Source organism: Streptomyces sp. NPDC033136 (assembly GCF_055578235.1).
This window is the reverse complement of the sequence record NZ_JBVIPD010000009.1, coordinates 15197-39877: the sequence shown is the minus strand read 5'-3', so window position 1 is coordinate 39877 and position 24681 is coordinate 15197. Positions and strand designations below refer to the sequence as shown.

The 24681-nt window shown below is 73.0% G+C and carries 22 protein-coding genes; 13 read left to right on the top strand and 9 right to left on the bottom strand.

Annotated elements, in window-relative coordinates; translation table 11 throughout:
• Positions 1 to 30 precede the first annotated feature (30 nt).
• On the top strand, positions 31 to 561 hold the full coding sequence (locus tag ACZ5TL_RS18640) for a GNAT family N-acetyltransferase (protein WP_468590965.1): 531 nt from the start codon (positions 31 to 33) through the stop codon (positions 559 to 561).
• 230 nt (positions 562 to 791) lie between these two features.
• The gene (locus ACZ5TL_RS18635) at positions 792 to 2492 is read left to right on the top strand and encodes a proline--tRNA ligase (RefSeq protein ID WP_468590964.1); all 1701 of its coding nucleotides are present in this window, start codon (positions 792 to 794) and stop codon (positions 2490 to 2492) included.
• Between the two features lie 39 nt (positions 2493 to 2531).
• On the opposite strand, the gene ACZ5TL_RS18630 is transcribed toward ACZ5TL_RS18635, so the two are convergent.
• From ACZ5TL_RS18630 to ACZ5TL_RS18620, 3 genes are read right to left on the bottom strand one after another with little or no spacing between them, the layout of a single operon-like run.
• A complete protein-coding gene (locus tag ACZ5TL_RS18630; RefSeq protein ID WP_468590963.1) occupies positions 2532 to 3470 on the bottom strand; it encodes an aminoglycoside phosphotransferase family protein in 939 nt (312 codons plus the stop codon).
• Between the two features lie 49 nt (positions 3471 to 3519).
• A complete protein-coding gene (locus ACZ5TL_RS18625; protein WP_468590962.1) occupies positions 3520 to 3984 on the bottom strand; it encodes a ferritin-like domain-containing protein in 465 nt (154 codons plus the stop codon).
• A complete protein-coding gene (locus ACZ5TL_RS18620) occupies positions 3981 to 4490 on the bottom strand; it encodes a hypothetical protein (protein WP_468590961.1) in 510 nt (169 codons plus the stop codon). The genes ACZ5TL_RS18625 and ACZ5TL_RS18620 overlap by 4 nt, the downstream gene beginning before the upstream one ends.
• Positions 4491 to 4708: 218 nt before the next feature.
• Between ACZ5TL_RS18620 and rimP the strand changes: the two genes are divergently transcribed.
• From rimP to ACZ5TL_RS18575, 9 genes are all read left to right on the top strand, one after another.
• On the top strand, positions 4709 to 5206 hold the full coding sequence (rimP, locus tag ACZ5TL_RS18615) for a ribosome maturation factor RimP (RefSeq protein WP_468590960.1): 498 nt from the start codon (positions 4709 to 4711) through the stop codon (positions 5204 to 5206).
• A 2-nt stretch (positions 5207 to 5208) separates the two neighbouring features.
• The gene (gene nusA / locus ACZ5TL_RS18610) at positions 5209 to 6207 is read left to right on the top strand and encodes a transcription termination factor NusA (RefSeq protein ID WP_468590959.1); all 999 of its coding nucleotides are present in this window, start codon (positions 5209 to 5211) and stop codon (positions 6205 to 6207) included.
• 102 nt (positions 6208 to 6309) lie between these two features.
• Positions 6310 to 6606: a YlxR family protein gene (locus ACZ5TL_RS18605; RefSeq protein ID WP_468590958.1), complete on the top strand. Its 297-nt coding sequence runs from the start codon at positions 6310 to 6312 to the stop codon at positions 6604 to 6606.
• A gap of 145 nt (positions 6607 to 6751) precedes the next feature.
• A complete protein-coding gene (gene infB / locus ACZ5TL_RS18600; protein WP_468590957.1) occupies positions 6752 to 9892 on the top strand; it encodes a translation initiation factor IF-2 in 3141 nt (1046 codons plus the stop codon).
• A gap of 153 nt (positions 9893 to 10045) precedes the next feature.
• Positions 10046 to 10339 carry a DUF503 domain-containing protein gene (locus tag ACZ5TL_RS18595; RefSeq protein ID WP_010042759.1) on the top strand — a complete coding sequence of 98 codons (294 nt, stop codon included), beginning with the start codon at positions 10046 to 10048 and terminating at the stop codon, positions 10337 to 10339.
• 43 nt (positions 10340 to 10382) lie between these two features.
• Entirely contained in the window at positions 10383 to 10835 is a 453-nt protein-coding gene (gene rbfA / locus ACZ5TL_RS18590) for a 30S ribosome-binding factor RbfA (RefSeq protein WP_468590956.1), read from the top strand.
• Positions 10832 to 11737, top strand: coding sequence for a tRNA pseudouridine(55) synthase TruB (gene truB / locus ACZ5TL_RS18585; protein WP_468590955.1), 906 nt, complete (start codon positions 10832 to 10834; stop codon positions 11735 to 11737). Before rbfA ends, truB begins: the two co-directional genes overlap by 4 nt.
• Before the next feature lie 269 nt (positions 11738 to 12006).
• The gene (locus ACZ5TL_RS18580; RefSeq protein ID WP_468590954.1) at positions 12007 to 15435 is read left to right on the top strand and encodes a trypsin-like peptidase domain-containing protein; all 3429 of its coding nucleotides are present in this window, start codon (positions 12007 to 12009) and stop codon (positions 15433 to 15435) included.
• A 181-nt stretch (positions 15436 to 15616) separates the two neighbouring features.
• On the top strand, positions 15617 to 16570 hold the full coding sequence (locus ACZ5TL_RS18575) for a bifunctional riboflavin kinase/FAD synthetase (RefSeq protein WP_468590953.1): 954 nt from the start codon (positions 15617 to 15619) through the stop codon (positions 16568 to 16570).
• Here the strand turns inward: ACZ5TL_RS18575 and ACZ5TL_RS18570 are convergent.
• The gene (locus ACZ5TL_RS18570) at positions 16567 to 17280 is read right to left on the bottom strand and encodes a TetR/AcrR family transcriptional regulator (RefSeq protein ID WP_468590952.1); all 714 of its coding nucleotides are present in this window, start codon (positions 17278 to 17280) and stop codon (positions 16567 to 16569) included. The genes ACZ5TL_RS18575 and ACZ5TL_RS18570 overlap by 4 nt on opposite strands.
• A 108-nt stretch (positions 17281 to 17388) precedes the next feature.
• Here ACZ5TL_RS18570 and ACZ5TL_RS18565 point away from each other — a divergent pair, with 108 nt between their 5' ends.
• Positions 17389 to 18099, top strand: a complete 711-nt coding sequence (locus ACZ5TL_RS18565) for an NAD(P)-dependent oxidoreductase (RefSeq protein ID WP_468590951.1) — start codon at positions 17389 to 17391, stop codon at positions 18097 to 18099.
• A 91-nt stretch (positions 18100 to 18190) separates the two neighbouring features.
• Here ACZ5TL_RS18565 and ACZ5TL_RS18560 read toward each other — a convergent pair whose 3' ends face one another.
• The 5 genes from ACZ5TL_RS18560 to ACZ5TL_RS18540 are packed head-to-tail and all read right to left on the bottom strand — an operon-like array spanning position 18191 to position 24100.
• Positions 18191 to 19189: an oligopeptide/dipeptide ABC transporter ATP-binding protein gene (locus ACZ5TL_RS18560; protein WP_468590950.1), complete on the bottom strand. Its 999-nt coding sequence runs from the start codon at positions 19187 to 19189 to the stop codon at positions 18191 to 18193.
• Positions 19186 to 20259 carry an ABC transporter ATP-binding protein gene (locus tag ACZ5TL_RS18555; RefSeq protein WP_468590949.1) on the bottom strand — a complete coding sequence of 358 codons (1074 nt, stop codon included), beginning with the start codon at positions 20257 to 20259 and terminating at the stop codon, positions 19186 to 19188. Before ACZ5TL_RS18555 ends, ACZ5TL_RS18560 begins: the two co-directional genes overlap by 4 nt.
• On the bottom strand, positions 20256 to 21167 hold the full coding sequence (locus tag ACZ5TL_RS18550) for an ABC transporter permease (protein WP_468590948.1): 912 nt from the start codon (positions 21165 to 21167) through the stop codon (positions 20256 to 20258). Before ACZ5TL_RS18550 ends, ACZ5TL_RS18555 begins: the two co-directional genes overlap by 4 nt.
• Positions 21164 to 22210, bottom strand: coding sequence for an ABC transporter permease (locus ACZ5TL_RS18545; RefSeq protein ID WP_468590947.1), 1047 nt, complete (start codon positions 22208 to 22210; stop codon positions 21164 to 21166). The genes ACZ5TL_RS18550 and ACZ5TL_RS18545 overlap by 4 nt, the downstream gene beginning before the upstream one ends.
• An 18-nt stretch (positions 22211 to 22228) precedes the next feature.
• On the bottom strand, positions 22229 to 24100 hold the full coding sequence (locus ACZ5TL_RS18540; protein WP_468590946.1) for an ABC transporter substrate-binding protein: 1872 nt from the start codon (positions 24098 to 24100) through the stop codon (positions 22229 to 22231).
• A gap of 270 nt (positions 24101 to 24370) precedes the next feature.
• Here ACZ5TL_RS18540 and ACZ5TL_RS18535 point away from each other — a divergent pair.
• A partial coding sequence (locus ACZ5TL_RS18535) for a hypothetical protein (protein WP_468590945.1) occupies positions 24371 to 24681 on the top strand: 311 nt, incomplete at its 3' end.

The window sequence follows — 24681 nt, the reverse complement described above, 5'->3', positions numbered from 1 at the left end:
CAACACGCACCCCCCTGTAGGCTCCCCGCCATGGACCTGGTGATCGGCCCCCTCGACCTCTCCTCGCACGTAGACGAGGCCTTGGCCGTCCAGGCCGTGGCCTTCGGCCTGGGTCCCGACGAAGTCGCCGTCCGCCGCCAGATCGTCCTGCGCCACATGACCTACCCGGGCGCCAGGGCCCTGGGCGCCAGCACCACCGAACGCCTCGTGGGTTTCGTCTACGGCATGCCCAACGACCGCACCCACTGGTGGTCCACCGTCGTCGAGCCCTACCTCCGCGCCCAGGGCCACGACCACTGGCTCGACGACTCCTTCGTGATCACCGAACTGCACGTCCACCCCGCCTACCAGAACCGCGGCATCGGACGCTCCCTGATCACCACCATCACCGACGGAGCCGCCGAACCCCGCTCGATCCTCTCCGCGATCGACACCGACAGCCCCGCCCGTGCCCTCTACCGCTCCCTCGGCTACCAGGACCTGGCCCGCCAGGTCCTCTTCCCGAGCGCACCGAAGCCGTACGCCGTGATGGGCGCCCCCCTGCCGCTGCGCCGCGGCTAGCGGCTGGTGCCGCGGCACGCACCGGACGCCGCTCCTCCTCCCGCGGAGATCCACCAGAAGAGCCTTAGGGTCCTTTCACTATGAGCGTCCGATCAGGTCGCTCATAGTGAAAGGACCCCTTAACCGATTTCCACCGCCGCGCGCCCCCCGGCTAACCTCCTGCCATCACCTTCCCCCACTCTCGGCTCCGCTCGAGCGGGGGGACCCCCAGCAGCAGGAGCAGAGGAACCATGGCGAACGCACCGGTCCAGCGCATGTCACAGTTGATGGCGAAGACGTTGCGCGACGACCCGGCGGACGCCGAGGTCCTCAGCCACAAGCTCCTCATGCGCGCCGGGTACGTGCGCCGCACCGCCGCCGGAATCTGGAGCTGGCTGCCGCTCGGCAAGCGGGTCCTGGCCAACGTGGAGCGCATCGTCCGCGAGGAGATGGACGCCATCGGCGCCCAGGAGGTGCTGCTCCCCGCCATCCTGCCCCGTGAGCCCTACGAGGCCACCGGCCGCTGGGACGAGTACGGCCCCGAGTTGTTCCGCCTCCAGGACCGCAAGGGCGGCGACTACCTCCTCGGCCCCACCCACGAGGAGATCTTCACCCTCCTGGTGAAGGACCAGGCGTCCTCCTACAAGGACCTGCCGGTGATCCTCTACCAGATCCAGAACAAGTACCGCGACGAGGCCCGGCCCCGCGCGGGCATCCTGCGCGGCCGCGAGTTCCTGATGAAGGACTCCTACTCCTTCGACACCGAGGACGAGGGCCTCGCCCGGTCCTACGCCCTGCACCGCGAGGCCTACCAGAGGATCTTCGCGCGCCTCGGCCTCGACTACCGCATCTGCGCCGCGACCGCCGGCGCGATGGGCGGCTCCAAGTCCGAGGAGTTCCTGGCCCCGGCCGAGGCCGGCGAGGACACCTTCGCCGACTGCCCGAACTGCGACTTCGCCGCCAACACCGAGGCGATCACGTACGAGCTGAAGCCCGTCGACGCCGCCGGCGTCCCGGCCGCCGAGGACATCCCGACCCCCGACACCCCGACCATCGAGACCCTCGCCGCCTCCCTCGGCGTCCCGGCCTCGGCCACGCTGAAGAACCTCCTGGTGAAGGTCGACGGCGAGATCGTCGCCGTCGGCGTCCCCGGGGACCGCGAGGTCGACATGGGCAAGGTCGAGGCGCACTTCGCCCCGGCCGTCGTCGAGCTCGTCACCGAGACGGACTTCACGGCCCGGCCCGACCTGGTCCGCGGCTACGTCGGACCGCGGGGCCTGGACAAGGTCGCGTACCTCGCCGACCCGCGCGTGGCTCCCGGCACGGCCTGGATCACCGGCGCCAACAAGGCCGGCACGCACACGAAGAACGTCGTCGCGGGCCGGGACTTCGAGGTCGACCGTTACGTCGACGTCGTGGTCGTGCGGGAGGGCGACCCCTGCCCGACGTGCGGCACCGGCCTCGTCCTCGACCGCGCCATCGAGATCGGCCACATCTTCCAGCTGGGCCGCAAGTACACCGACGCCCTCAAGCTCGACGTCCTCGGCCAGAACGGCAAGCCGGTCCGCGTCACCATGGGCTCCTACGGCGTCGGCGTCTCCCGCGCGGTGGCCGCTCTGGCCGAGCAGACCGGCGACGACAAGGGCCTGTGCTGGCCCCGGGAGGTCGCCCCGGCCGACGTCCACGTGGTCGCCGCCGGCAAGGCCCTGCAGACCGAACTCGCCCTCGACATCTCCGGGAAGCTGGCCGCGGCCGGCGTCCGCGTCCTGGTCGACGACCGCCCCGGCGTCTCCCCGGGCGTCAAGTTCACGGACTCCGAGCTGATCGGCGTACCGCAGATTCTGGTGGCCGGACGGCACGCGGCCGACGGTGTGGTCGAACTGAAGGACCGCCGTACCGGCGAGCGCGAGGAACTGACGGTCGAGGAGGCCGTCGCCCGCCTCACCGCGTAGGGCCCGAGGCGGTGTGAGCGCCCCGGTCGGCCGGGGCGCTCACAGCCAGCCGGCGAACTCCAGCAGCAGCTCCGCGTCCCGGGGCCGTCCCACCCGTCCCGCCCGCACGCCCGACTCCACGGCCCGGAACAGCGTCCAGCCGCGCAGCCGCTCCTGGTCGACGTCCAGCGACTCGGCCAGCCGCTTCACCCGGCGCCGGGTCGTGGCCGCGCCGGACGGCTGCGCGATCAGGTCCTCCACCCGGTCGCGGACCAGCCGGGCCAGATCGAACGCGCACTCGCCGACCACCGGGTCGGGTCCCACGGCCAGCCACGGCATCCGCTCCCCGGCGAGCACCTTGCTCTGCCGGAACGTGCCGTGCAGCAGCCGGTGTTCGGGCGGCGCGGCCAGCAGCTCCGCGCGTGCCTCGAGCGCCACCTCGACCAGGGGGGCCACCTCGGGAGCGGCCCGCGCACGCGCCCGCATCGCCTCCGCCTGCCGCCCGGTCCGCTCGGCGACGGTCTCGAAGGGGAAGCCGGCGGGCGGCTCGACCCACAGCCGCCGCAGCGTCCCCGCCGCCTCCAGCAGCGCCTTCGCCTCCGGCAGCGACCGCACCGACACGTCCGGATGCAGCCGCTCCAGCAGCAGCACCCCCTCGGCCGGTGGGGGGGCCTCCCCGCCGGCGTGAAGCCGAGAGTCCGGGGGAGGTTCGAGCAGGTGCACGGCACCCCGTCCGGCCCAGTGCGCGAGCGCGGCCCGCTCCGCCCCCGGGCGGGCCCGGCCCGGCGCCAGCTTCAGCACCGCGGGCGTCCCGTCGGCCGTCCGCACCAGCACCACCAGGCTGCTGCGCCCGCCGGGCACCTGAACCCGTTCCACGGTCAACTCGCGTAGCGCGACGGCCTGCTGCGCCGCCTCGGGCAGCTTCTCCAGCCAGTCGTCACCGTCCGGTGCCGTCTCACCGAGCGCCCTGACCAGACGCGTCGGCGGTTCGAAAACCATGCGCGAGTCGTTCCCTTCGTGCTGTCCGCGGTGCGTGCCCCGCGCGGGGTCACGCCGTCGGCGCCGCCGAGGGCGGGGCCGTGCCGGCCCGCTCGGCGAGCCCAGGGAAGGCTACGCTCTCGCCGCGCCAGCGCACCGCCCGCACCGCCGCCTCCCGCAGCGCCTCGGCGGCCAGGGCCCGCCGCCCGCCGCCCGCCGCCCGCACGAGATCCGCGTACACCCCGGCCACCCGGTCCTCCAGCTCGGCGGCGAGCCGCACGGCCGCCGCCGCGTCCGGCACCTGGAACGGCAGCGCGTACCCGGCGGCCGCGGCCACCGGCTTGCCGCCCAGGTCCTTCACCTCGCGCACCAGCGCGTCCCGTCGCGTCCGGTGCGCGTCGTACGCCGTCCGGGCCTCGGCGCGCTGCCCCTCGCCGATCCGCCCGCCGACCAGGCCGTAGCCGTAGACCACGGCGTGCTCGGCCGCCAGTGCCGCCTGGAGGGCCCGCAGCTCCCGGTCCTTCTCCTCGCTCACGCCTTCCCCTCCGTCAGCAGGTACACGTGCGCCGCCCCGGCCGCCGCCACCGAGGCGAGCAGCCGCGCCAGCTCGCCCGGCGCCCCGAGCAGCTCCTTCGTCCGCCGGTCGGCGAGCCCCCGCTCCGCCGTCGCGAGCGCGGCCAGGGCGTCCTTGTCGCTCTCCGGCACCACGGGCGCGGAGGAGGGCGATCCCGACGGGGACGCCTTCCGGCCGCCGCCGAACGCCTGCGCGTGCCGGACGGCCTCCTCCCGCAGCGGACGCAGCCGCTCCGCGAGGGCCGGCCGGGCGGCGATCACCGCGTCGTACCGCTCCACCAGCTCCTCGCTGTCCCGTGCCGCACGCGCGCGTGCCCTGCGTTCGGCGGCCGACGGGCCGTCGCCCGGGTCGGCCCGGTCCTCGGAGCCGGCGGTGCAGCCCGCCAGGACGAGGGCCGTCGAGCCGACGGCGAGCAGGCTCCTTCTGCGCGGCCCCGAGCGGGCGCGCGGGGATGAGGGGAACGGCACGTCAGACGTCCTCGGGGGGCTCGTTTCGAGAAACATTCGAGAAGGAAGCGACTTCCAGGGCTGCACGCCCGTGATCACGGTACCCGGGCCCTCGCCCGGGACCACTCAGCGGCACCGTTCGTCACCGGGTGGACGGCAACACTCCCTGCGACCGGATACCCTTTGACCAGACACGCGCCCCAACCCACAACAGCACACGCGGCCGAGGAGTCACCCGGATGAGCACCACCCAGAGCGAGAGGCTGCGGGAACTACTGGAACCGCTCGTCAGCTCTCAGGGACTGGATCTCGAAGAGATCGAAGTGGACTCCGTCGGCCGGAAGCGTGTGCTGCGCGTCGTCGTCGACTCGGACACCGGTGCGGACCTGGACCAGATCGCCGATGTGAGCCGCGCGCTCTCGGCGAAGCTCGACGAGACGGACGCGATGGGCGAGGGGGAGTACACCCTCGAGGTCGGCACCCCGGGCGCGGAGCGCCTCCTCACGGAACACCGGCACTACGTCCGCGCCACGGACCGGCTGGTGAGGTTCCAGCTGGCCGAGGGCGGCGAGCTGGTCGCCCGGATCCTCAAGGTCGACGACGAGGGCGTCGACACCGAGGTGCCCGGGGTCAAGGGCCGCAAGGCCACATCGCGCAGACTCGCCTTCGACGACATCGTCCGGGCGCGCGTCCAGGTCGAGTTCAGCCGCAAGGACAAGAAGGAAGAGGAGGCGTAGCCGTGGACATCGACATGAGTGCCCTGCGGGGCTTGGTTCGGGAGAAGGAGATCTCCTTCGACCTGCTGGTCGAGGCGATCGAGTCGGCCCTCCTCATCGCCTACCACCGCACCGAGGGAAGCCGCCGCCACGCGCGCGTGGAGCTCAACCGGGAGACCGGTCACGTGACCGTGTGGGCGAAGGAGGACCCCGACGACCTCGAGGAGGGCCAGGAGCCCCGCGAGTTCGACGACACCCCGTCCGGCTTCGGCCGTATCGCCGCCACCACGGCCAAGCAGGTCATCCTGCAGCGCCTGCGCGACGCCGAGGACGACGCGACGCTCGGCGAGTACGCCGGCCGTGAGGGCGACATCGTCACCGGCGTGGTCCAGCAGGGCCGCGACCCGAAGAACGTACTCGTCGACATCGGCAGGCTCGAGGCCATCCTGCCGGTGCAGGAGCAGGTGCCGGGGGAGACCTACCCGCACGGCATGCGGCTGCGGTCGTACGTCGTCCGGGTGGCCAAGGGCGTCCGCGGCCCGTCCGTGACGCTCTCCCGCACGCACCCCAACCTGGTGAAGAAGCTTTTCGCCCTGGAGGTGCCGGAGATCGCCGACGGGTCGGTGGAGATCTCCGCGATCGCCCGTGAGGCCGGTCACCGCACGAAGATCGCCGTACGGTCCACCCGGTCCGGTCTGAACGCCAAGGGCGCCTGCATCGGCCCCATGGGCGGCCGGGTGCGCAACGTGATGGGCGAGCTGAACGGTGAGAAGATCGACATCGTCGACTGGTCGGACGACCCGGCCGAGATGGTGGCGAACGCGCTGTCCCCGGCCCGGGTCTCCAAGGTGGAGATCGTGGACATGGCGACCCGGTCGGCCCGGGTGACCGTGCCGGACTACCAGCTCTCCCTGGCCATCGGCAAGGAGGGGCAGAACGCCCGCCTCGCGGCCCGGCTGACCGGCTGGCGGATCGACATCCGCCCGGACACGGAGCCGGCCGGGAACGACTCCGGGGAATAGATCCAAGCCGCGTGCCGTTCAGATCACGACAGGTTCCCGCGCGGCAACTGTTCGAATCCTGCCCCAAAGGGGTGAGGAGCGTACGGGGAGGTAGACTTAGCAGTGTCTGGCCGGACGCGAGCCCGCGCATGCCCTGAACGCACTTGTGTGGGGTGTCGGGAGCGAGCGGCCAAGGCCGAACTGTTGCGGATCGTAGCGATCAAGGATGCATGCGTCCCTGATCCACGCGGTACGCTGCCCGGCCGGGGTGCGTACGTTCACCCCGCCCTGGTCTGTCTCGACCAGGCGGTACGCCGTCGGGCGTTCACGAGGGCACTGCGCGCCCCGGGAGCGCTCGACACAAAGGCGTTGCGCCGATACGTCGAGCAGACGACAGTTGCCGAGCAGGCAACACGGTAAGACGTGCCGTACGGAACCCCGTGCGGCTAGGTACCTCGCGAGTCGAAAGCAGGTCGAGATTGCGATGAGCACTCGATGAGTACGCGATGAGTACGCCCATGAACTAGCGACGGTCCGGACGCAACCCGGACCTCAAAGGAGCGAAGTGGCTAAGGTCCGGGTCTACGAACTCGCCAAGGAGTTCGGCGTCGAGAGCAAGGTCGTCATGGCCAAGCTCCAGGAACTCGGTGAATTCGTCCGTTCGGCGTCTTCGACCATCGAAGCGCCCGTTGTACGCAAACTGACGGACGCCCTCCAGCAGGGCAACGGAGGCGGCAAGTCCGCCCCCGCCCGCAAGGCTGCCCCGGCGAAGCCGGGCGCCCCCTCTCCGGCGCAGGCTGCCCGTCCGGCCGCCCCGCGCCCGCCGGCCCCCAAGCCGGCAGCCGCCGAGAAGCCCGCGGCTCCCGCCGCGCCGGCCACTCCCGGCCCCCGTCCCACCCCGGGCCCGAAGCCCGCGCCGCGGCCCGCCCCGGCGTCCCCGGCTCCGACCACGCCCGAGTTCACGGCACCGCCGTCGGCTCCCGCCGCGCCGGCCTCATCCCAGGGCTCCGGCTCCCAGGGCTCCGGCTCCCAGGGCTCCGGCCCGCGTCCGGGCGCCCCGCGTCCGTCCGGCCAGGCCCCGCGTCCCGGCGCTCCGCGTCCGGGTGGTTCCGGCCAGGGCGGCCAGGGTCGTGGTGACCGTGGTGACCGGGGCGACCGTTCCGGCGCCTCGCGTCCGGGTGGCGGCGCCCCGCGTCCCGGTGCCCGTCCGGCGGGTCCCCGTCCGGGCAACAACCCGTTCACCTCTGGTGGTTCCACCGGCATGGCGCGCCCGCAGGCGCCCCGTCCGGGCGGTGCCCCGCGTCCCGGCGGCCCCGGTGGCCCCGGCGGCGCCCCGCGTCCGCAGGGCCAGGGCCAGGGCGGTCCCCGTCCGCAGGGTGCCGGCGGCGGTCCTCGTCCGCAGGCTCCGGGCGGCGCGCGTCCGACCCCGGGCGGCATGCCCCGCCCGCAGGGCGGCGGTCCGCGTCCCGGCGGCGGTCCCGGCGGCCCGCGTCCCAACCCCGGCATGATGCCGCAGCGTCCGGCTGCCGGCCCGCGTCCCGGTGGCGGTGGCCCCGGCGGCCGTGGTCCCGGTGGCGGCGGTCGTCCCGGTGGCGGCGGCGGTCGCCCGGGTGGCGGCGGTTTCGCCGGTCGTCCCGGTGGCGGCGGTGGCGGTTTCGCCGGTCGTCCCGGTGGTCCCGGTGGCGGCGGTGGCGGTTTCGCCGGTCGTCCCGGTGGTCCCGGCGGCGGTGGCCGTCCCGGCTTCGGTGGTCGTCCCGGCGGTCCCGGTGGCCGTGGTGGCACGCAGGGTGCCTTCGGCCGTCCCGGGGGTCCGGCGCGTCGTGGCCGCAAGTCGAAGCGGCAGCGCCGTCAGGAGTACGAGGCCATGCAGGCCCCGTCGGTCGGCGGTGTGATGCTGCCTCGCGGCAACGGCGAGACCGTTCGCCTGTCGCGCGGTGCCTCGCTCACCGACTTCGCGGAGAAGATCAACGCCAACCCGGCGTCGCTCGTCGCGGTCATGATGAACCTCGGCGAGATGGTCACGGCCACGCAGTCCGTCTCCGACGAGACGCTGCAGCTCCTCGCCGACGAGATGAACTACACGGTTCAGATCGTCAGCCCCGAGGAGGAGGACCGCGAGCTCCTCGAGTCCTTCGACATCGAGTTCGGCGAGGACGAGGGCGACGAGGAGGACCTGATGGTCCGCCCGCCGGTCGTCACCGTCATGGGTCACGTCGACCACGGTAAGACCCGGCTCCTCGACGCCATCCGCAAGACGAACGTCATCGCGGGCGAGGCCGGCGGCATCACCCAGCACATCGGTGCCTACCAGGTCGCGACCGAGGTCAACGAAGAAGAGCGCAAGATCACCTTCATCGACACCCCCGGTCACGAGGCGTTCACCGCCATGCGTGCCCGTGGTGCTCGGTCGACGGACATCGCGATCCTGGTCGTCGCGGCCAACGACGGCGTCATGCCGCAGACGGTCGAGGCGCTCAACCACGCCAAGGCGGCCGAGGTCCCGATCGTCGTCGCGGTCAACAAGATCGACGTCGAGGGCGCGGACCCGACCAAGGTGCGCGGTCAGCTGACCGAGTACGGCCTGGTGGCCGAGGAGTACGGCGGCGAGACGATGTTCGTCGACATCTCCGCCAAGCAGGGTCTGCACATCGACTCCCTGCTGGAGGCCGTGATCCTCACGGCCGACGCCTCGCTCGACCTGCGGGCCAACCCGAACCAGGACGCGCAGGGCATCTCGATCGAGTCCCGTCTCGACCGCGGCCGCGGTGCCGTGTCGACGGTCCTCGTCCAGCGCGGCACGCTGCGGGTCGGCGACACCATGGTGGTCGGCGACGCGTACGGCCGGGTCCGGGCGATGCACGACGACAACGGCAACAGCGTGGCCGAGGCCGGCCCGTCGACGCCGGTGCAGGTCCTGGGCCTCACCAACGTCCCGGGTGCGGGCGACAACTTCCTCGTCGTCGACGAGGACCGTACGGCCCGTCAGATCGCGGAGAAGCGTGCGGCGCGCGAGCGCAACGCGGCCTTCGCGAAGCGCACGCGCCGTGTGTCGCTGGAGGACCTGGACAAGGTGCTCAAGGCCGGCGAGGTCCAGCAGCTGAACCTGATCATCAAGGGTGACGCCTCTGGTTCCGTCGAGGCCCTGGAGTCCTCCCTGCTCCAGCTGGACGTCGGCGAAGAGGTCGACATCCGGGTCCTGCACCGCGGCGTCGGTGCGGTCACGGAGTCCGACATCGACCTGGCGATGGGCTCGGACGCGATCGTCATCGGCTTCAACGTCCGCGCTGCCGGACGTGCCCAGCAGATGGCGGAGCGCGAGGGCGTGGACGTCCGCTACTACTCGGTCATCTACCAGGCGATCGAGGAGATCGAGGCGGCCCTCAAGGGCATGCTCAAGCCGGAGTACGAGGAAGTCGAGCTCGGCACGGCGGAGATCCGCGAGGTCTTCCGCTCGTCCAAGCTGGGCAACATCGCGGGTGTGCTCATCCGCTCCGGCGAGGTCAAGCGCAACACCAAGGCGAGGCTCCTGCGCGACGGCAAGGTCATCGCGGAGAACCTCAACATCGAGGGGCTGCGTCGCTTCAAGGACGACGTCACCGAGATCCGCGAAGGGTTCGAGGGCGGTATCAACCTCGGCAACTTCAACGACATCAAGATCGACGACGTCATCGCGACGTACGAGATGCGCGAGAAGCCGCGCGTCTGAGCGCTCGGGCTTCCGAGACGGTCCGGTCCGGGGCCGGTCGACGGAGAGTAATTTCCGTCGATCGGCCCCGGCCGTTCGTTGTACGGTTCTGATGTCCCTGCCACGCGGATGGCAGGGCCATCGATCCCGTACCGGCGGGTCATCCGGATACACATGTACGTGGGGACTCTGTCCTTCGACCTGCTCCTCGGCGACGTACGGTCGCTGAAGGAGAAGCGCTCCGTCGTCCGCCCCATCGTCGCCGAGCTCCAGCGCAAGTACGCGGTGAGCGCGGCCGAGGTGGACCACATGGACCTCCACCGCAGGGCCGTCATCGGCCTGGCGTTGGTGTCCGGCGACGCGGGGCACCTGAGCGAGGTGCTCGACCGGTGCGAACGGCTGGTCGCAGCCCGGCCCGAGGTGGAGTTGCTGTCCGTCAGGCGGCGCTTCCACGGCGAAGACGACTGACGAACCGAGAACGACCAGACAGGAAAGAACGGGAGACGGACCAGTGGCCGACAACGCGCGGGCCAAGAGGCTGGCGGACCTCATCCGGGAAGTGGTGGCCCAGAAGCTGCAGCGCGGGATCAAGGACCCGCGGCTCGGCTCGCACGTCACCATCACGGACACCCGGGTCACGGGTGACCTCAGGGAGGCGACCGTCTTCTACACCGTGTACGGGGACGACGAGGAGCGCAACGAGGCCGCCGCCGGCCTGGAGAGCGCCAAGGGCATCCTGCGCTCCGAGGTGGGCCGGGCCGCCGGCGTGAAGTTCACGCCGACCCTGACCTTCGTCATGGACGCCCTCCCGGACACCGCCCGGAACATCGAGGACCTCCTCGACAAGGCGCGCCAGTCCGACGAGAAGGTGCGCGAGGCGTCCGCCGGTGCGAAGTACGCCGGTGACGCCGACCCGTACCGGAAGCCGGACGAGGACGACGAGACGGACGACACCGCCGAATGACCCAGAAGCACACCACGCCCGACGGCCTCGTCATCGTCGACAAGCCGTCGGGCTTCACTTCGCACGACGTCGTCGCCAAGATGCGCGGCATCGCCAGAACACGACGCGTCGGGCACGCCGGCACCCTCGACCCGATGGCGACGGGCGTCCTCGTCCTCGGCGTCGAGAAGGCCACCAAGCTCCTCGGTCACCTCGCGCTGACCGAGAAGGAGTACCTGGGCACGATCCGGCTCGGGCAGAACACCCTCACGGACGACGCCGAGGGGGAGATCACCTCCTCCACCGACGCCTCCGGGGTCACCCGCGACGCCATCGACGCCGGCATCGCCGAGCTGACCGGCGACATCATGCAGGTGCCGTCGAAGGTCAGCGCCATCAAGATCAACGGCGTGCGCTCCTACAAGCGGGCCAGGGACGGCGAGGAGTTCGAGATCCCCGCCCGGCCCGTCACGGTCTCCTCCTTCGGCGTGTACGACGTCCGGGACGCCGTCGCCGAGGACGGCACGGCCGTACGCGACCTGGTCGTGTCGGTCGTCTGCTCCTCCGGCACCTACATCCGGGCCCTGGCCCGCGACCTGGGCGCCGGCCTCGGCGTCGGAGGGCACCTCACCGCCCTGCGCCGCACCCGCGTCGGCCCCTACAAGCTGGACGCCGCCCGCACCCTCGACCAGCTCCAGCAGGATCTGACCGTGATGCCGGTCGCCGAGGCCGCCGCGGCGGCCTTCCCCCGCTGGGACGTCGACGCACGGCGCGCCCGGCTGCTCACCAACGGCGTACGGCTGGAGATGCCCGACCAGTACGCGGGCTCCGGCCCGGTCGCCGTCTTCGACCCGGAGGGCCGCCTCCTCGCCCTGGTCGAGGCGCATCGGGGCAAGGCCAGGAGCCTGGCCGTCTTCGGCTGACGGACGGCCCGGCGGGCCTCGGGTCCGCCCGTGGAGCGGCGGCCACGGGATACCTCCACTGCCGCCGCTCCACGGTCCCCCCTCGGTTCCCCCACCTCTAGGGTTATCCAGCCGCCCCCGTTCCTTCACCCGTCCGAGCGGGCGCTCGGAGTGAACCGGGGGAGTGGAAGGGGGCGCTTTCGCCGAGCGATCTGTCCCGCTGATCATCTCGCCCCTACGGTCGAACACGAGGGCACGAGAGCACGGGTGTACGGCGGGGAGGCTCGACGATGGCGTCGCGGAACCGGTCCCGGGAGACGGACGACAGCGCACCGGTCTGCCCGGACCACCCTGGAACAGCGGGGCACGGAGACGAGGCCGGCCTCGACAGGGCCCTCGTCCGCATCCACGACCCGGCGGGCCGCCCCCGCGGCACCGGCTTCCTGGCCGACCACCACGGCACACTGATCACCAGCCACGAGGCCGTCGACGGCCTGCCCCGGCTCGTCCTGCACGGGGCGGGGGACCGCCGCCGGGTGGTGGACGCCGACGCGGTCACCCCCCTGCCCGCGCTGGACCTGGCCCTCGTACGGACGCAAGGGCTCGGCGTGCCGCCCCTGCCCGTCACCACGCGGGACGGGACGGAGACCGGCGCCTACGTGCGGATCGCCGCCGGCGGCTGGCGCGAGGCACGGGTGCTGGGCCCGGCCGCCGTGACGTACGCGGCCACGGACCGCCGCCACCGGCTCGACACCGCACTGGAGCTCGCGGTCGGCACGGCAGGACGGGACGCGCTGCGGCTGGGCGGAGGAGCGGCCGGCGGCCCGGTGCTCGACGCCGGGACCGGTGCCGTCGTGGGGGTGCTCGGCACCGCCCTCAGCTCCGGCCACCGTGATGTCGGCTTCGCCGTACCGCTGCATGCCCGGGTCGCCGGAGCGGCCGGTCCGCTGGCCGAACTGCTCGCCGAGAACGCGGCGACGGTCCCCGCCTACGGCGTCGACCTCAACCTGGCCGGGGTGCTGGAGCTGACCGGCACCTCGGTGGGGCTGGACGGCCCGCCCGGCGGGACCGGTGTGCCGGAGCCGGTCGAACGGGCGGCCGTGGCGGCCGAGTTCAGCGCCTTCGCCGCAGGCCCAGGCCCGGCGGCCGTCCTCGGCCTCGTGGGGGCGCCCGGCAGCGGTCGTACGACGGAACTCGCGGCGCTGGCCGCGCGCCGCGGCCACAGCGGGCATCCCACGCTGTGGCTGCGCGGCTGCGAACTGCGGGCCGACGACAGGTCGGTGGCGGACGCGGCACGCCGGGCGCTGGCCCGGGCGACCCCCGTAGTGGCCGCCGCACGGGCCCCCTTCCCCGCCGGCATGGGCGACACCACACCCGAGCGCCTCGCCCGCCTGGCCCGTGATCGCGGCCGTCCCCTGCTGCTCCTCCTCGACGGCCCCGAGGAGATGCCGCAGGCCCTGACCCAGCGTCTGGCCGACTGGACGGACGGGACCGAACGCTGGCTGCGGGAGACGGGAGCACGGCTGGCCGTGGCGTGCCGGACGGAGTACTGGGAGGAGGTTTCGGAACTGCTGCACCGGCCCACGTGTGTGCGTCTGGGCGACCTCACCGACGAGGAGGCCCGGGAAGCGCGCCTGCGGCACGGCATCCCGGAGAGCGCCCTCGCCGGCCCCGACGCCCGGCATCCCCTCACCCTCCGGCTGCTCGCCGAGGTCCGGGCCGCGCTCCCGGACGCCCCGGACGTCCCCGTGGCCCCCGTCGACCGGCACGAGGTCCTCTCCGCCCACCTGGACCTGATGTGCCTGCGCATCGCCGGCCGTCTGGCCGTCGGCGACGGCCCGCGCGGCACCGCCGTACGACGGCTGGCCGCCCGGGTCGCCGGGCAGGTGCACGAGGCCGCCCGGCGCAGCCTCGGCCCGGGGCCGGGCGACCTGGACCGGGAGGTGTTCGGGGCGGTGTTCCCGTGGGGGCCCGCCCCGGAGCGGCTCGGGGGCGGTACGGGCTGGGCGTCGGCCGTGCTCGCCGAGGGCCTGCTCGTGCCCGCCGGAGCCGGCTACCGCTTCGCCCATGAGGAGCTCGCCGACTGGCTCCAGGGCATGCACCTCGACCTCGACGAGGCCCTGCGCGTCCTCGTGCGGCGCCGCGAGGACGCGCAGGGCGACCCCGTCCCGCACCACCGCATCGGGCCGGTCGTCCAGGCCCTGCTGTACCTGGGCCGCCTGCACGGCACCGGCCCGCTGGCCGCCCGTCTGGCCGACCTGGTGCACGCCCTGGACGCCGGCCCGAGGTCCTGGTGGGCCGCCCGGCTGCTCGCCGGGACCCTGACGGCCGTGTCCGACGCGGCGCCGTACACCGAGGTGCTGCGGCTGCTCGCCGACCGCATCGTGGCCTGGCGGCAGCAGGAGCGGCCGGTGCCGGAGGAGGTCGGGCCCGCCTTCTGGACCGGCCTGCGACTGCCGCAGGAGGCGCGCTTCACACTGCTGCGGCGGCTGGTCCACGCCGACGGCCCGCCGTGCGAGGCCGCCCCCCGCTTCCTCGACGCGATCGCCGGACTGCTCGCCACCGACCCCACCGGCGTGCAGCCGCAGCTCGCCCGCTGGTTCGACGACGAGCAGCCGCTGCCCGCCACCCCGCACGCCACCGTGGCCACGGCGGCCCAGGCGCTGCTGCACACCCACCGCCGGCGCGCCCTGGACGAGCTGGCGGACGTGCTCGCCGACCGCGCGCACCGGCGGGCCGGCGAACTGCTCGCCGTGCTGGCCGAGGAGGAGCCGTCGGCGGTGTGCCGGGCCGTCGACCGGTGGGCGCGTGACGAGCGGCCGGCGCGCCGGAGCGCCGCCGTCGAGCAGGGTCTGCGCGTCGCGCCGCACGTGAGCACCGGAGGCGACCGCGCCCTCCTGCGGTACGCGGCCCTCACCCTGCTCGCCCGCCCCGCCGACCGCGCCCTGCACGGCGGCGCACTCGCCCTCCTCGTCCAGGACCCGCAGACCCGCGTCCGCCATCTCCCGAGGGCGCTGGAGCACTTCGCGGCCGGAGACCCGCACTTCCCGCCGGACGCCCTGGCCGGTGCCCTCCTGACCCACCCCGAACCGGTTCTCGGCGCCTTCGCGGCACGGCTGGAGCGGCCGGACGCGGAGGAGGCGCTGCGGGCACTGGCCGACGCCACCCCGCCGGGCCTGGCCCGCCCGGTCGCCGCCCTGGTCCGGGACGCGGCGGAGCGCCGTGCGGAACTCGCCGGGCAGGTCGCCGCCTACGTGGACCAGCGGCTGGACCGGGGCCCCGCCGCCCGGGCCGTGCTCCTGCCGCTGGTCACCGGCCTGCTGGAGGGCGGCGGCGTGCGGCTGCGGTGCGCCCTCGCCGCCGTCCTCACCCCGCCCGGTATCCCCGCCTCCCGCCCGCTGCGCCGCGAGCTGCGCGACGCGCTCCTCGCCCGCGAGCACGACACCGACGTCCTGGACGCGCTGCTGCACACCGCCGCCCGCAACGGCGGCGACGACCTGCGCGACCTCGTCCACCGCGTCGGCCTGCTCCTCGTGCGCACCCCGGAGGGCGCCGGCCGCTTCGACCGCGCCCTGGTCGACCTCGGCCGGCACGTGCCCGGCTTCGCCGCCCGTGTGGCCTGCTGGCTGGCCGACGTGCCCGGGGAGTGGGCAGCGCTGGTCGGACCGAGTTCCCGCCGGACGATCGAGCACCTCGCGGGCGTGGGCGTACCCGCCTGACCGGCGCCCCGGACGGCGGGGCGCGGTACGGGCCGTGCGCCCTGTCACAGCCCCCATGCCGATGCGGGCGGGAGACACCCGGCATGGCACCCTTAGACCTGCGCATGGACCTGCGCACGAGGCAACCACGGACAACCGACCGGACACGGGTCAGACGAGCTTTCGACAAGGAGCAGGCACAGTGCAGCGCTGGCGTGGCTTGGAGGACATCCCCCAGGACTGGGGGCGCAGCGTCGTCACCATCGGCTCCTACGACGGAGTCCACCGCGGACACCAGCTGATCATCCGGCATGCCGTGGACCGGGCCCGGGAGCTGGGCGTGCCCGTCGTCGTCGTCACCTTCGACCCGCACCCCAGCGAGGTCGTCCGCCCCGGCAGCCACCCGCCGCTGCTCGCCCCGCACCACCGCCGCGCCGAACTCATGGCCGACCTGGGCGTGGACGCGGTGCTCATCCTCCCCTTCACGACCGAGTTCTCGAAGCTGTCCCCGGCCGACTTCGTCGTCAAGGTCCTCGTCGACAAGCTGCACGCGAAGGCGGTCGTCGAGGGCCCCAACTTCCGCTTCGGGCACAAGGCCGCGGGCAACGTGGAGTTCCTGGCCACGCAGGGCAAGACCTACGACTTCGAGGTCGAGGTCGTCGACCTGTACGTGCGGGGTGAGGCGGGCGGTGGCGAGCCGTTCTCCTCGACGCTGACCCGGCGGCTGGTCGCCGAGGGCGATGTCGGGGGAGCGGCGGAGATCCTGGGCCGGCCGCACCGGGTGGAGGGCGTCGTCGTACGGGGCGCCCAGCGGGGGCGTGAACTGGGCTTCCCGACGGCCAACGTCGAGACGCTGCCGCACACGGCCGTCCCGGCCGACGGTGTGTACGCCGGCTGGCTGCACGCCCAGGGGGAAGTGATGCCGGCTGCGATCTCCGTCGGCACGAATCCGCAGTTCGAGGGGACCGAGCGGACGGTGGAGGCCTACGCCATCGACCGGGTGGGCCTCGACCTGTACGGCCTCCATGTCGCCGTCGGCTTCCTGGCGTTCGTGCGGGGGCAGGCCAGGTTCGACACGCTGGACGCGCTGCTGGAGCAGATGGCCGAGGACGTCAAGCGCTGCCGGGAGCTGGTGGCGGCGGCCGAGCGGCCCTAGCGGTCCCCGGCGGGCCCGCCCGTGCGCTGTGCGCCCGCGGCCTCGTCCGGGTGGAGGGCGTCGAGGATGACGGTGAGGCCGAAGACGAACTCGTCGGCGTAGTCGTAGCCGGGTTTGAGGACGTGCTCGGTGGCCAGTTCGGTGAGGTGGGGGTAGGTGTCGGCGGGCATGTCGCGCAGGATGGCGCCCGCGACCTCGTCCAGCTCGGCCGCGCCTTTGAACGGCAGACTCAGCTCCTGGAGCACGAACCCGTACAGGTAGCTGTCGATCAGTGAGACGGCGTGCGCGGCCATGGGGACGGAGAATCCTCCGGCGCGCAGCGTACCGATGACCGCGTCATGATGGCGCAGGGTCGCGGGGCCGGGCTGGGACCGGGAGTCCATGAGGCCGATGGCCCAGGGATGGCGCCCGAGGACGGCACGGGCGGAGTCCGCGCGGTGGCGCAGGGCACTCTTCCAGTCCGTGTCGCGCGGCGGCAGGTCGATCTCCGCGAACACCGCGTCCACCATGCCGTCCAGGATGTCTTCCCGGCCCGCGACGTGGTGGTAGAGCGACATCGCCTCGACGCCCAGCGGTTCGGCGATGGCCCGCATGGTGAGCGCCGCCGCCCCCTTCTCGTCCGCCACGGCCACCGCCGTGCGGATCACGCGCTCACGACTGAGCGGACTGCGCGCCGCCGCCCCACGCCGGCCCTTGTTCCCCTCGCGCATCCAGAGCCTCCTTCTCGCTTTCCTCGTGCGCTCTCCTTGACCGCCTTACGGCATAAGGCTAGCTTGCCTTACAACATAAGGTAGACGTTTCGGCGAAGGGGCTGCGCCATGGACACGGATCGCGTGAAGAAGGTCTGCATCATCGGGGCTTCGGGGAAGCTCGGGCAGTACATGGTCGGGCACGCGCTGGAGCGCGGCTACGAGGTGGTCGGGGTGTGCCGGGAGCGCAGCGTGCCGAAGCTGGCCGTGTTCGAGGGCCGGATGACCGTCGTCCCCGGGCCCACCGACGACCCGGAGGTGATCCGGCGGGCGGTCGCCGGGTGCGACGGGGTGCTGACGGTGCTGGTGCCGTGGGGGGTGCGGCAGTACGCGTCGGGGACCGCGCAGGCGGTGCTCGACCACGCACGGCCGGGCGCGCGCCTGGTCTTCTCCTGCGGCTGGCACATCACCCGCGACGGCAAGGACACGTACTCACGGATGTTCACTCTGGGAGTCCGGATCGCAGCCGTACTGGGCAAGCTCGTCCGCGCCGTCGAGATCGACGACCAGGTCGAGGCGTGCCGGCGGGTGTTCGCCAGCGACACCCGGTGGACCGTGGTGCGCGGCAGCAGCCTGGAGGAGGGCGAGAGCCAGGGCCTGCCCGTGTGGAGCCGCCGCGTCGGCGACCCGGTCCTGGCCAGCAACCTGACGCGCCGGGTGGACTTCGCGCTGTTCATGGTGGAAGCGCTCACCGACGACACGCTCGTCCAGGAAGCCCCGGCGATCGTCGGCCGCCGAACCCCCAGCGCCCTCGCCCACGCCGGGAGGCCTCAAGCTTAGGGCGGGCCGGGCGTCGCGCGGCAGACACCAGTTTCGCAACAGGCCCCGGCCGGGTGACACGGCGCCCGGGGCGTCCCGCCCGGCTTCGCCGTCAGCGCGTCGCCCAGTGGCATGCCACCTGGGCCGTGCCGCCGCCGAGGATCTCCGGATCCTGACCGCGGCACGCGTCCGCGACGCCCGCCCGTTCCGCCTCACCGCTCGCCAGCACCTGGCAGCGGGCGTGGAAGCGGCACCCCGGCGGCACACGCGACGGGTCCGGGGGCTCCCCCGTGAGGATCACCGGGTCGCCCGGGGCCTCCGGGAGGACGGACAACAGGGCCTGGGTGTACGGATGCCGAGGAGCCGTCAGCACCTGCTCCACCGCGCCCGTCTCGACGATCCGGCCCAGGTACATCACGGCGACCCGGTCGGCGATGTTCCAGGCGAGGCCCAGGTCGTGCGTGACGACCAGCGCGGACAGGCCGAGCTCGGCGCGCAGCCGCAGCAGCAGGGCGAGGATCTCGCCGCGCACGGAGGCGTCCAGGGACGCCACCGGCTCGTCGGCGACGAGGAGTTCGGGTTCCAGGACGAGTGCGCCCGCGATGACGACCCGCTGGCGCTGTCCGCCGGACAGCTCGTGCGGGTAGCGCAGGAAGAAGCGCTCCGGTGGGCGCAGGCCCGCCCGGGACAGCGCCTCGGCGACCGCTGTCCGTTCGTCGCCGCCGTAGCCGTGGATGCGCAGGCCCTCGGCGACCGCGTCGTACACCGTGTGCCGGGGGTTGAGTGAGCCGCTCGGGTCCTGCAGGACCAGCTGGACGCGCTTGCGGTACGCCTTGAGGGAGCGGCCGGAGTAGTCCAGGGGGCGGCCGTCGAAGGTGACCCGGCCCGCGGTCGGCTCGACCAGGCCCAGCAGGGCGCGCGCCAGGGTCGTCTTGCCGCAGCCGGACTCGCCGACCAGCGCGACGATCTCGCCGGGCCGGATGCCGAGGTCCACGCCGTCCACCGCTCGGGCCCGGGGGCCGCCGTGCCGGCCGGGGAAGGTGACGTACAGGCCCTGGGCGCTCAGCAGGGGCACCGCGGTGACTCCGGGGGCCGTGGGGGACAGGGTCATGGGGTGGCGGGCCTCGCTTCCTCCAGGGCCTCCGGTTCCCCGGCCGACCGCTCCTCACGGGTCTCCGGATCCCGCGTCGTCCGTTCCTCACGGGTCCGTTCCCCGTGGGGCCCGGCTCCCGGCGGGCCGACCAGCACACACGCCGCGCGGCGCTCCGGCCCCGCCTCCCGCAGTGCCGGGTCCTCCTCGGGGCACGACTCCAGCGCCCCCGGGCAGCGCGGATGGAACGTGCACCCGGACGGCAGCGCGGCCGGGTCCGGTGGGTCGCCCGCGAGGCCCTGCGGAGCGAACCGGGACGCCGGGTCGCCGATGCGCGGGAACGCGGCCGACAGGGCCCTGGCGTACGGGTGCCGGGCGTCCTCGTACACCTGCTGAGCGGGGCCCTCCTCGACCACCCGGCCCGCGTACATCACCGCGAGCCGGTCGCAGGTGTCGGCGAGGACCGCCAGGTCGTGGCTGATCATGACGAGGCCGAGGTCCTGGTCCGCGACCAGCTGCTCGACCAGCCACAGGATCTGGGCCTGGATCATCACGTCGAGCGCGGTGGTCGGCTCGTCGGCGATGATCAGCCGTGGGTCGCAGGCCAGGGCCATGGCGATCATGACGCGCTGGCGCTGTCCGCCGGACAGCTCGTGCGGGTAGGCGTCCGCGCGGGCGGCGGGAAGACCGACGTGCTCCAGCAGTTCGCCGGTCTTCTTCCTCGCCCCGGCCGGGGTCGCCTTCCGGTGCAGCAGGATCGGCTCGGCGATCTGGTCGCCGATGCGGTGCACGGCGTTGAGGGAGTGCATCGCGCCCTGGAAGACGACGGAGGCCCCGGCCCAGCGGACCGCCCGCACCCGGCCCCACTTCATGGTCAGCACGTCCTCGCCGTCGAGGAGCACCTCCCCGGTGATCCGGGTGCCGTTCGGCAGCAGCCGCAGCAGGGCCAGCGCCAGCGTGGACTTGCCGCAGCCGGACTCCCCGGCGAGGCCCAGCTTGTGGCCGGCGTCCAGACGCAGGTCCACCCCGCGCACGGCGGCCGCGCCGCCCGGGTACGTCACGGTCAGGTTCCTGACGTCGAGCAGACTCAACGCGACACCCCCAGCCTGGGGTTGAGGACGGATTCCACGGCCCGCCCGCACAGCGTGAACGCCAGCGCCACCACGGCGATGGCGATGCCAGGCGGCACCAGATACCACCAGTCCCCGGCACTGACGGCGCCCGCCTCGCGCGCGTCCTGGAGCAGCCCGCCCCACGACACGACCGTGGGGTCGCCGAGCCCGAGGAAGGCGAGGGTCGCCTCGGCGAGGATGGCCGAGGAGATGATCAGGGTCGTCTGCGCCAGCACCAGCGGCATCACATTGGGCAGGACGTGCCTCGACATGATGTGCCGGTGGCCGCCGCCGAGCGCCTTCGCCCGCTCGATGTACGGCCGCGTCTCCACCGCCAGTGTCTGCGCCCGCACCAGCCGGGCCGTGGTCGGCCAGGTGGTGACGCCGATCGCGATGACGATCGTGGTCAGCGAGCGGGACATCACGGTCGCCAGGGCGATCGCCAGCACCAGCGTCGGCATGACCAGGAACCAGTCGGTGATCCGCATCATCACCGTCGCGTACCAGCCCTTGAAGTGCCCGGCCGTCACCCCGATCAGGGTGCCGATCGCCACCGACAGCACGGCGGCGAGCAGCCCGACCAGCAGCGACACCCGCGAGCCCCAGATCACCAGGCCCAGCAGGTCCCGCCCGAACCGGTCGGTGCCGAGCGGGAACCCGGTGCTCGGGCTCTGCATCGGACGCCCCGGCGCGCCGGTCACACTGCTGACGTCGGAGCCCACGAACAGCGGTGCGAACAGCGCCAGCAGCGCGCACAGGGCGAGCACGGTCAGGCCGTACAGCCCCGCCTTCTCGGCGCGGTACTGCCGCCAGAAGCGCGCGGCGGAGGCCCGGCGGCGCTGCCGGGCGAGGGCACGCGGGCTCAGGGCCGTGTCGGTCGTCGTCATCGCGTCACCCGGGGGTCCAGCAGGGGATAGACCAGGTCGGCGAGGGTGTTCATCACGATCACCGCGGCGGCGAACACGAAGAACAGCCCTTGCACCAACGGCAGATCGGGCACGCTCAGCGCCTGGTAGAACAGCCCGCCGAGCCCCGGCCAGGAGAACACCGTCTCCACCAGGATCACGCCCGCCACCGTCCGGCCGAGGTTGATGAAGATCAGGGTCACCGTCGGCAGCAGCGCGTTGGGCACGGCGTGCCGGCGGCGCACCAGGTCGTCGCGCAGGCCCTTGGCCCGCGCGGTCGTCAGATAGTCGCCGCCCATCTCGTCCAGCAGCGCCGACCGGGTGACCAGCAGTGTCTGCCCGTACTCCACGGCCACCAGCGTCACCACCGGCAGCACCAGATGGTGCGCCACGTCGAGGACCTGACCGAAGCCCTCCTTGCCGCCCGACTCCATGCCTCCGGTGGGGAACAGACCCGGGACCGGGCCGATGCCCACCGACAGCACGATGATCAGCAGCAGGCCGAGCCAGAAGGACGGGATGGAGTACAGGGTCAGAGCCAGGCCGGTGTTGACCCGGTCGCCGAGCCCGCCGCGCCGCCAGGCCGAGCGGGTGCCCAGGAAGATGCCGAGCGCGGTGTACAGGACGAAGGCGGTGCCGGTGAGCAGCAGGGTGTTCGGCAGCGCCTCCGTGATCTTGTCCACGACGGGGGAGCGGAACTGGTACGACGTCCCGAAGTCGCCCGTGAGCGCCTTGCCGCAGTAGTCGGTGAACTGCCTCCACAGCGGCAGGTCGAGCCCGAACTCCTCCCGGTAGGCGGCCAGCTGGTCGGCCGACACCTGACGGCCGCCCGTCATGGTCTTCACCGGGTCGCCGGGGATCAGCCGGAAGAGGAAGAAACTGGTCACGAGGACGGCCAGCAGCGAGACGAGCGCACCGGCCAGCTTGCCGGCCAGGTACCTCGGGTACGCGGAGCCCTTGCGTACCCGCGGCCCGGCCGCCGTCTGCTCGTCCTCGACCAGCGCGGGGGTCGCGTCAGCGGTCATGAGTGCCCGTTCGCCGCTCTACTCGCGGTCCTCGGCGGTGGCCCGCCGCCGCATCGCCGCGAAGCCGCCGAGCCCGGCGAGGACCACGACACCCGCGACGACGCCGACCACGACGGCCGTCGACGACGCGTTGTCCGAGGAGCCGCCGGAGTCCGCCGGGACCGCCGACCACCAGCTCCAATAGCCGTCCTGGCCGTAGATGTTCCCCGCCTTCACGGGCATGGTCGTGATCGACTTGATCTGGTCCGTCCGGTAGGCCTCGACCGCGTTCGGGTACGCCATGACGTTCATGTACCCGAGGTCGTACAGCCGCGACTCCATCTGCTTGACGATGTCCGCCCGTTTGGCGGGGTCGTACTCTCCGAGCTGCCGGGCGTAGAGCTCGTCGTACTTCTTGTCGCAGATGAAGTTGTCGGTCGCGCCCGTGTCCTCAGGGGTCGCCGGGAGGGCGCCGCAGGTGTGGATGGACAGGACGAAGTCCGGGTCGGGGTTGACCGACCAGCCGTCGAACGCCAGGTCGTACTCGCCGGCCAGCCACGGGTCGGTCACGTTGTCCAGGCAGTCGAGCCGGACGCCGATGCCCAGGTCGCCCCACCACTCCTGGAGGTACTTGCCGACCGCCTTGTCGTTGGGGTCGGTGGCGTGGCACAGGACGCGGTAGGTGATCGGCTTGCCGTCCTTGCCGACGCGCTTGCCGTCGCCGTTCTTCCGGTACCCCGCCCGGTCGAGCAGCCGGGCCGCCTCGGCCGGGTCGTACGTCAGCTCCTGGCTCGCGGACGGCTTCCAGAAGTACTGCGAGAAGCGCGGCGGGATGTAGCCCTCGCCCTCGGCGGCGTGCCCCTGGAACACCCTGTCGACGATGGCCTCGCGGTCGACGGCCTTGAACAGCGCGTTGCGCACCCGCTGGTCCAGCAGGGAGGGGTGACCGTCGCCGAACTTCTCGCCGTTCTTCGCCTTCGCGCCCGGGTTGGTGGCCAGGGCGTAGAAGCGGCGGCCGGGGGAGTCGTTGACCTTGATGTTGTCCGTGCCCTCCAGGGACGCGGCCTGGGCGGGCGTCAGGGAAGGTGACCCGGCGACGAAGGAGACCTCGCCCTTGCGCAGCGCCGACACGGCGGCGTCCTGGTCCTTGTAGTAGCGGAAGACCAGTTCGTCGAACTTCGGCGCCCCGCGCCAGAAGCCCTTGTTGGCCTTGAGCCGGACGTAGCTGTCCGCCTTGTAGCCGGTCAGCACGAACGGGCCGTTCCCGACGACGGGGAAGGTCTTGTCGTTGTTGAACTCCGAGAAGTCCGGGACCTTCTCCCACACGTGCCTCGGCACGATCGGCACGTCGAGCGCGGTCATCGTGGCCTGCGGCTTCTTCAGTTCGATGACCAGTTCGGTGGGGCTGGGGGCCGTCACCTTCCGGAAGTTGCCGACGTAGCTGCCGTTCGCCGTGGCGGCGCCGGGGTCGGACATCATCTTGTTGAACGTCCACGCCGCGTCCTCGGCGGTGGCCTGCTGGCCGTCCGACCACGTGGAGTCGGAGCGGATCGTGTACGTCCAGGTCAGCTTGTCCGGCGAGGACTCCCACTTGGTGGCCAGGCCTGGGATGGCGTGGTTGTCCTTGGGGTCGTAGTTCGTCAGGTACTCGTACATGAGCCGGTGGATGCTCGTGCTGAGCAGCCGGACCGCCAGGAACGGACTGAGCGAGTCCACGCTCTGCGCCACCGCGACGGTCAGCACCTTCTTGCCGTCGTCGGCCGCCCGGGCCTGCCGGGGCGCCGGGTCGAGCGGGGTCGAGAGACCGGCGGTGAGGGTGAGCGCCGCCGCCCCGGCCACGGCGACGAGCCGGAGGCCGCGCGGGAGGCTGCGTGTCTGATCGATCGTGCCCATGGTCGGACCTCGCGTCATCGCTCGGACGGTAAGGACGGGTTGATCAGCTGTCAGATGGATGCTGTGTGTGTACCAGCGGTCCTTCCCGCCCGTCAACGGCGTGTTCACCCCTCGTGGCCTGCGGAAATAACGAATTGGCGAGCTTTTCGCACCCATTGGCCGAGACCACTGACGCGCCCCTGGCCAGGGACTGGCAACGGATTTCGCCCCTGAACGCACCGAGGCCCGCGCCGAGTGGGAACGGCGCGGGCCGGGACGGGGATCGGCCCCTCGAAAGGGGCCGATCGGGTGAGGCGGTTACTGCGTCGGGGACGGGGGCGGCGGGGCCTGCCCGTCGGGCTGTGCCGGCTGGCCCGGCTGTCCGGGCTGACCGGTCTGGGGGTAGCCGTAGGCCGGCTGCGGGGGTGCGGCCGGTGGCTGTCCGGGCTGCGGGTACGGCTGTCCCGGCTGCGGGTAGGGCGGCTGCCCTGCAGCCTGCGGGTATGGCTGGCCCGGCTGGGCGTACGGCTGTCCGGGCTGACCGGTCTGGGGGTAGCCGTAGGCCGGCTGCGGGGGTGCGGCCGGTGGCTGTCCGGGCTGCGGGTACGGCTGTCCCGGCT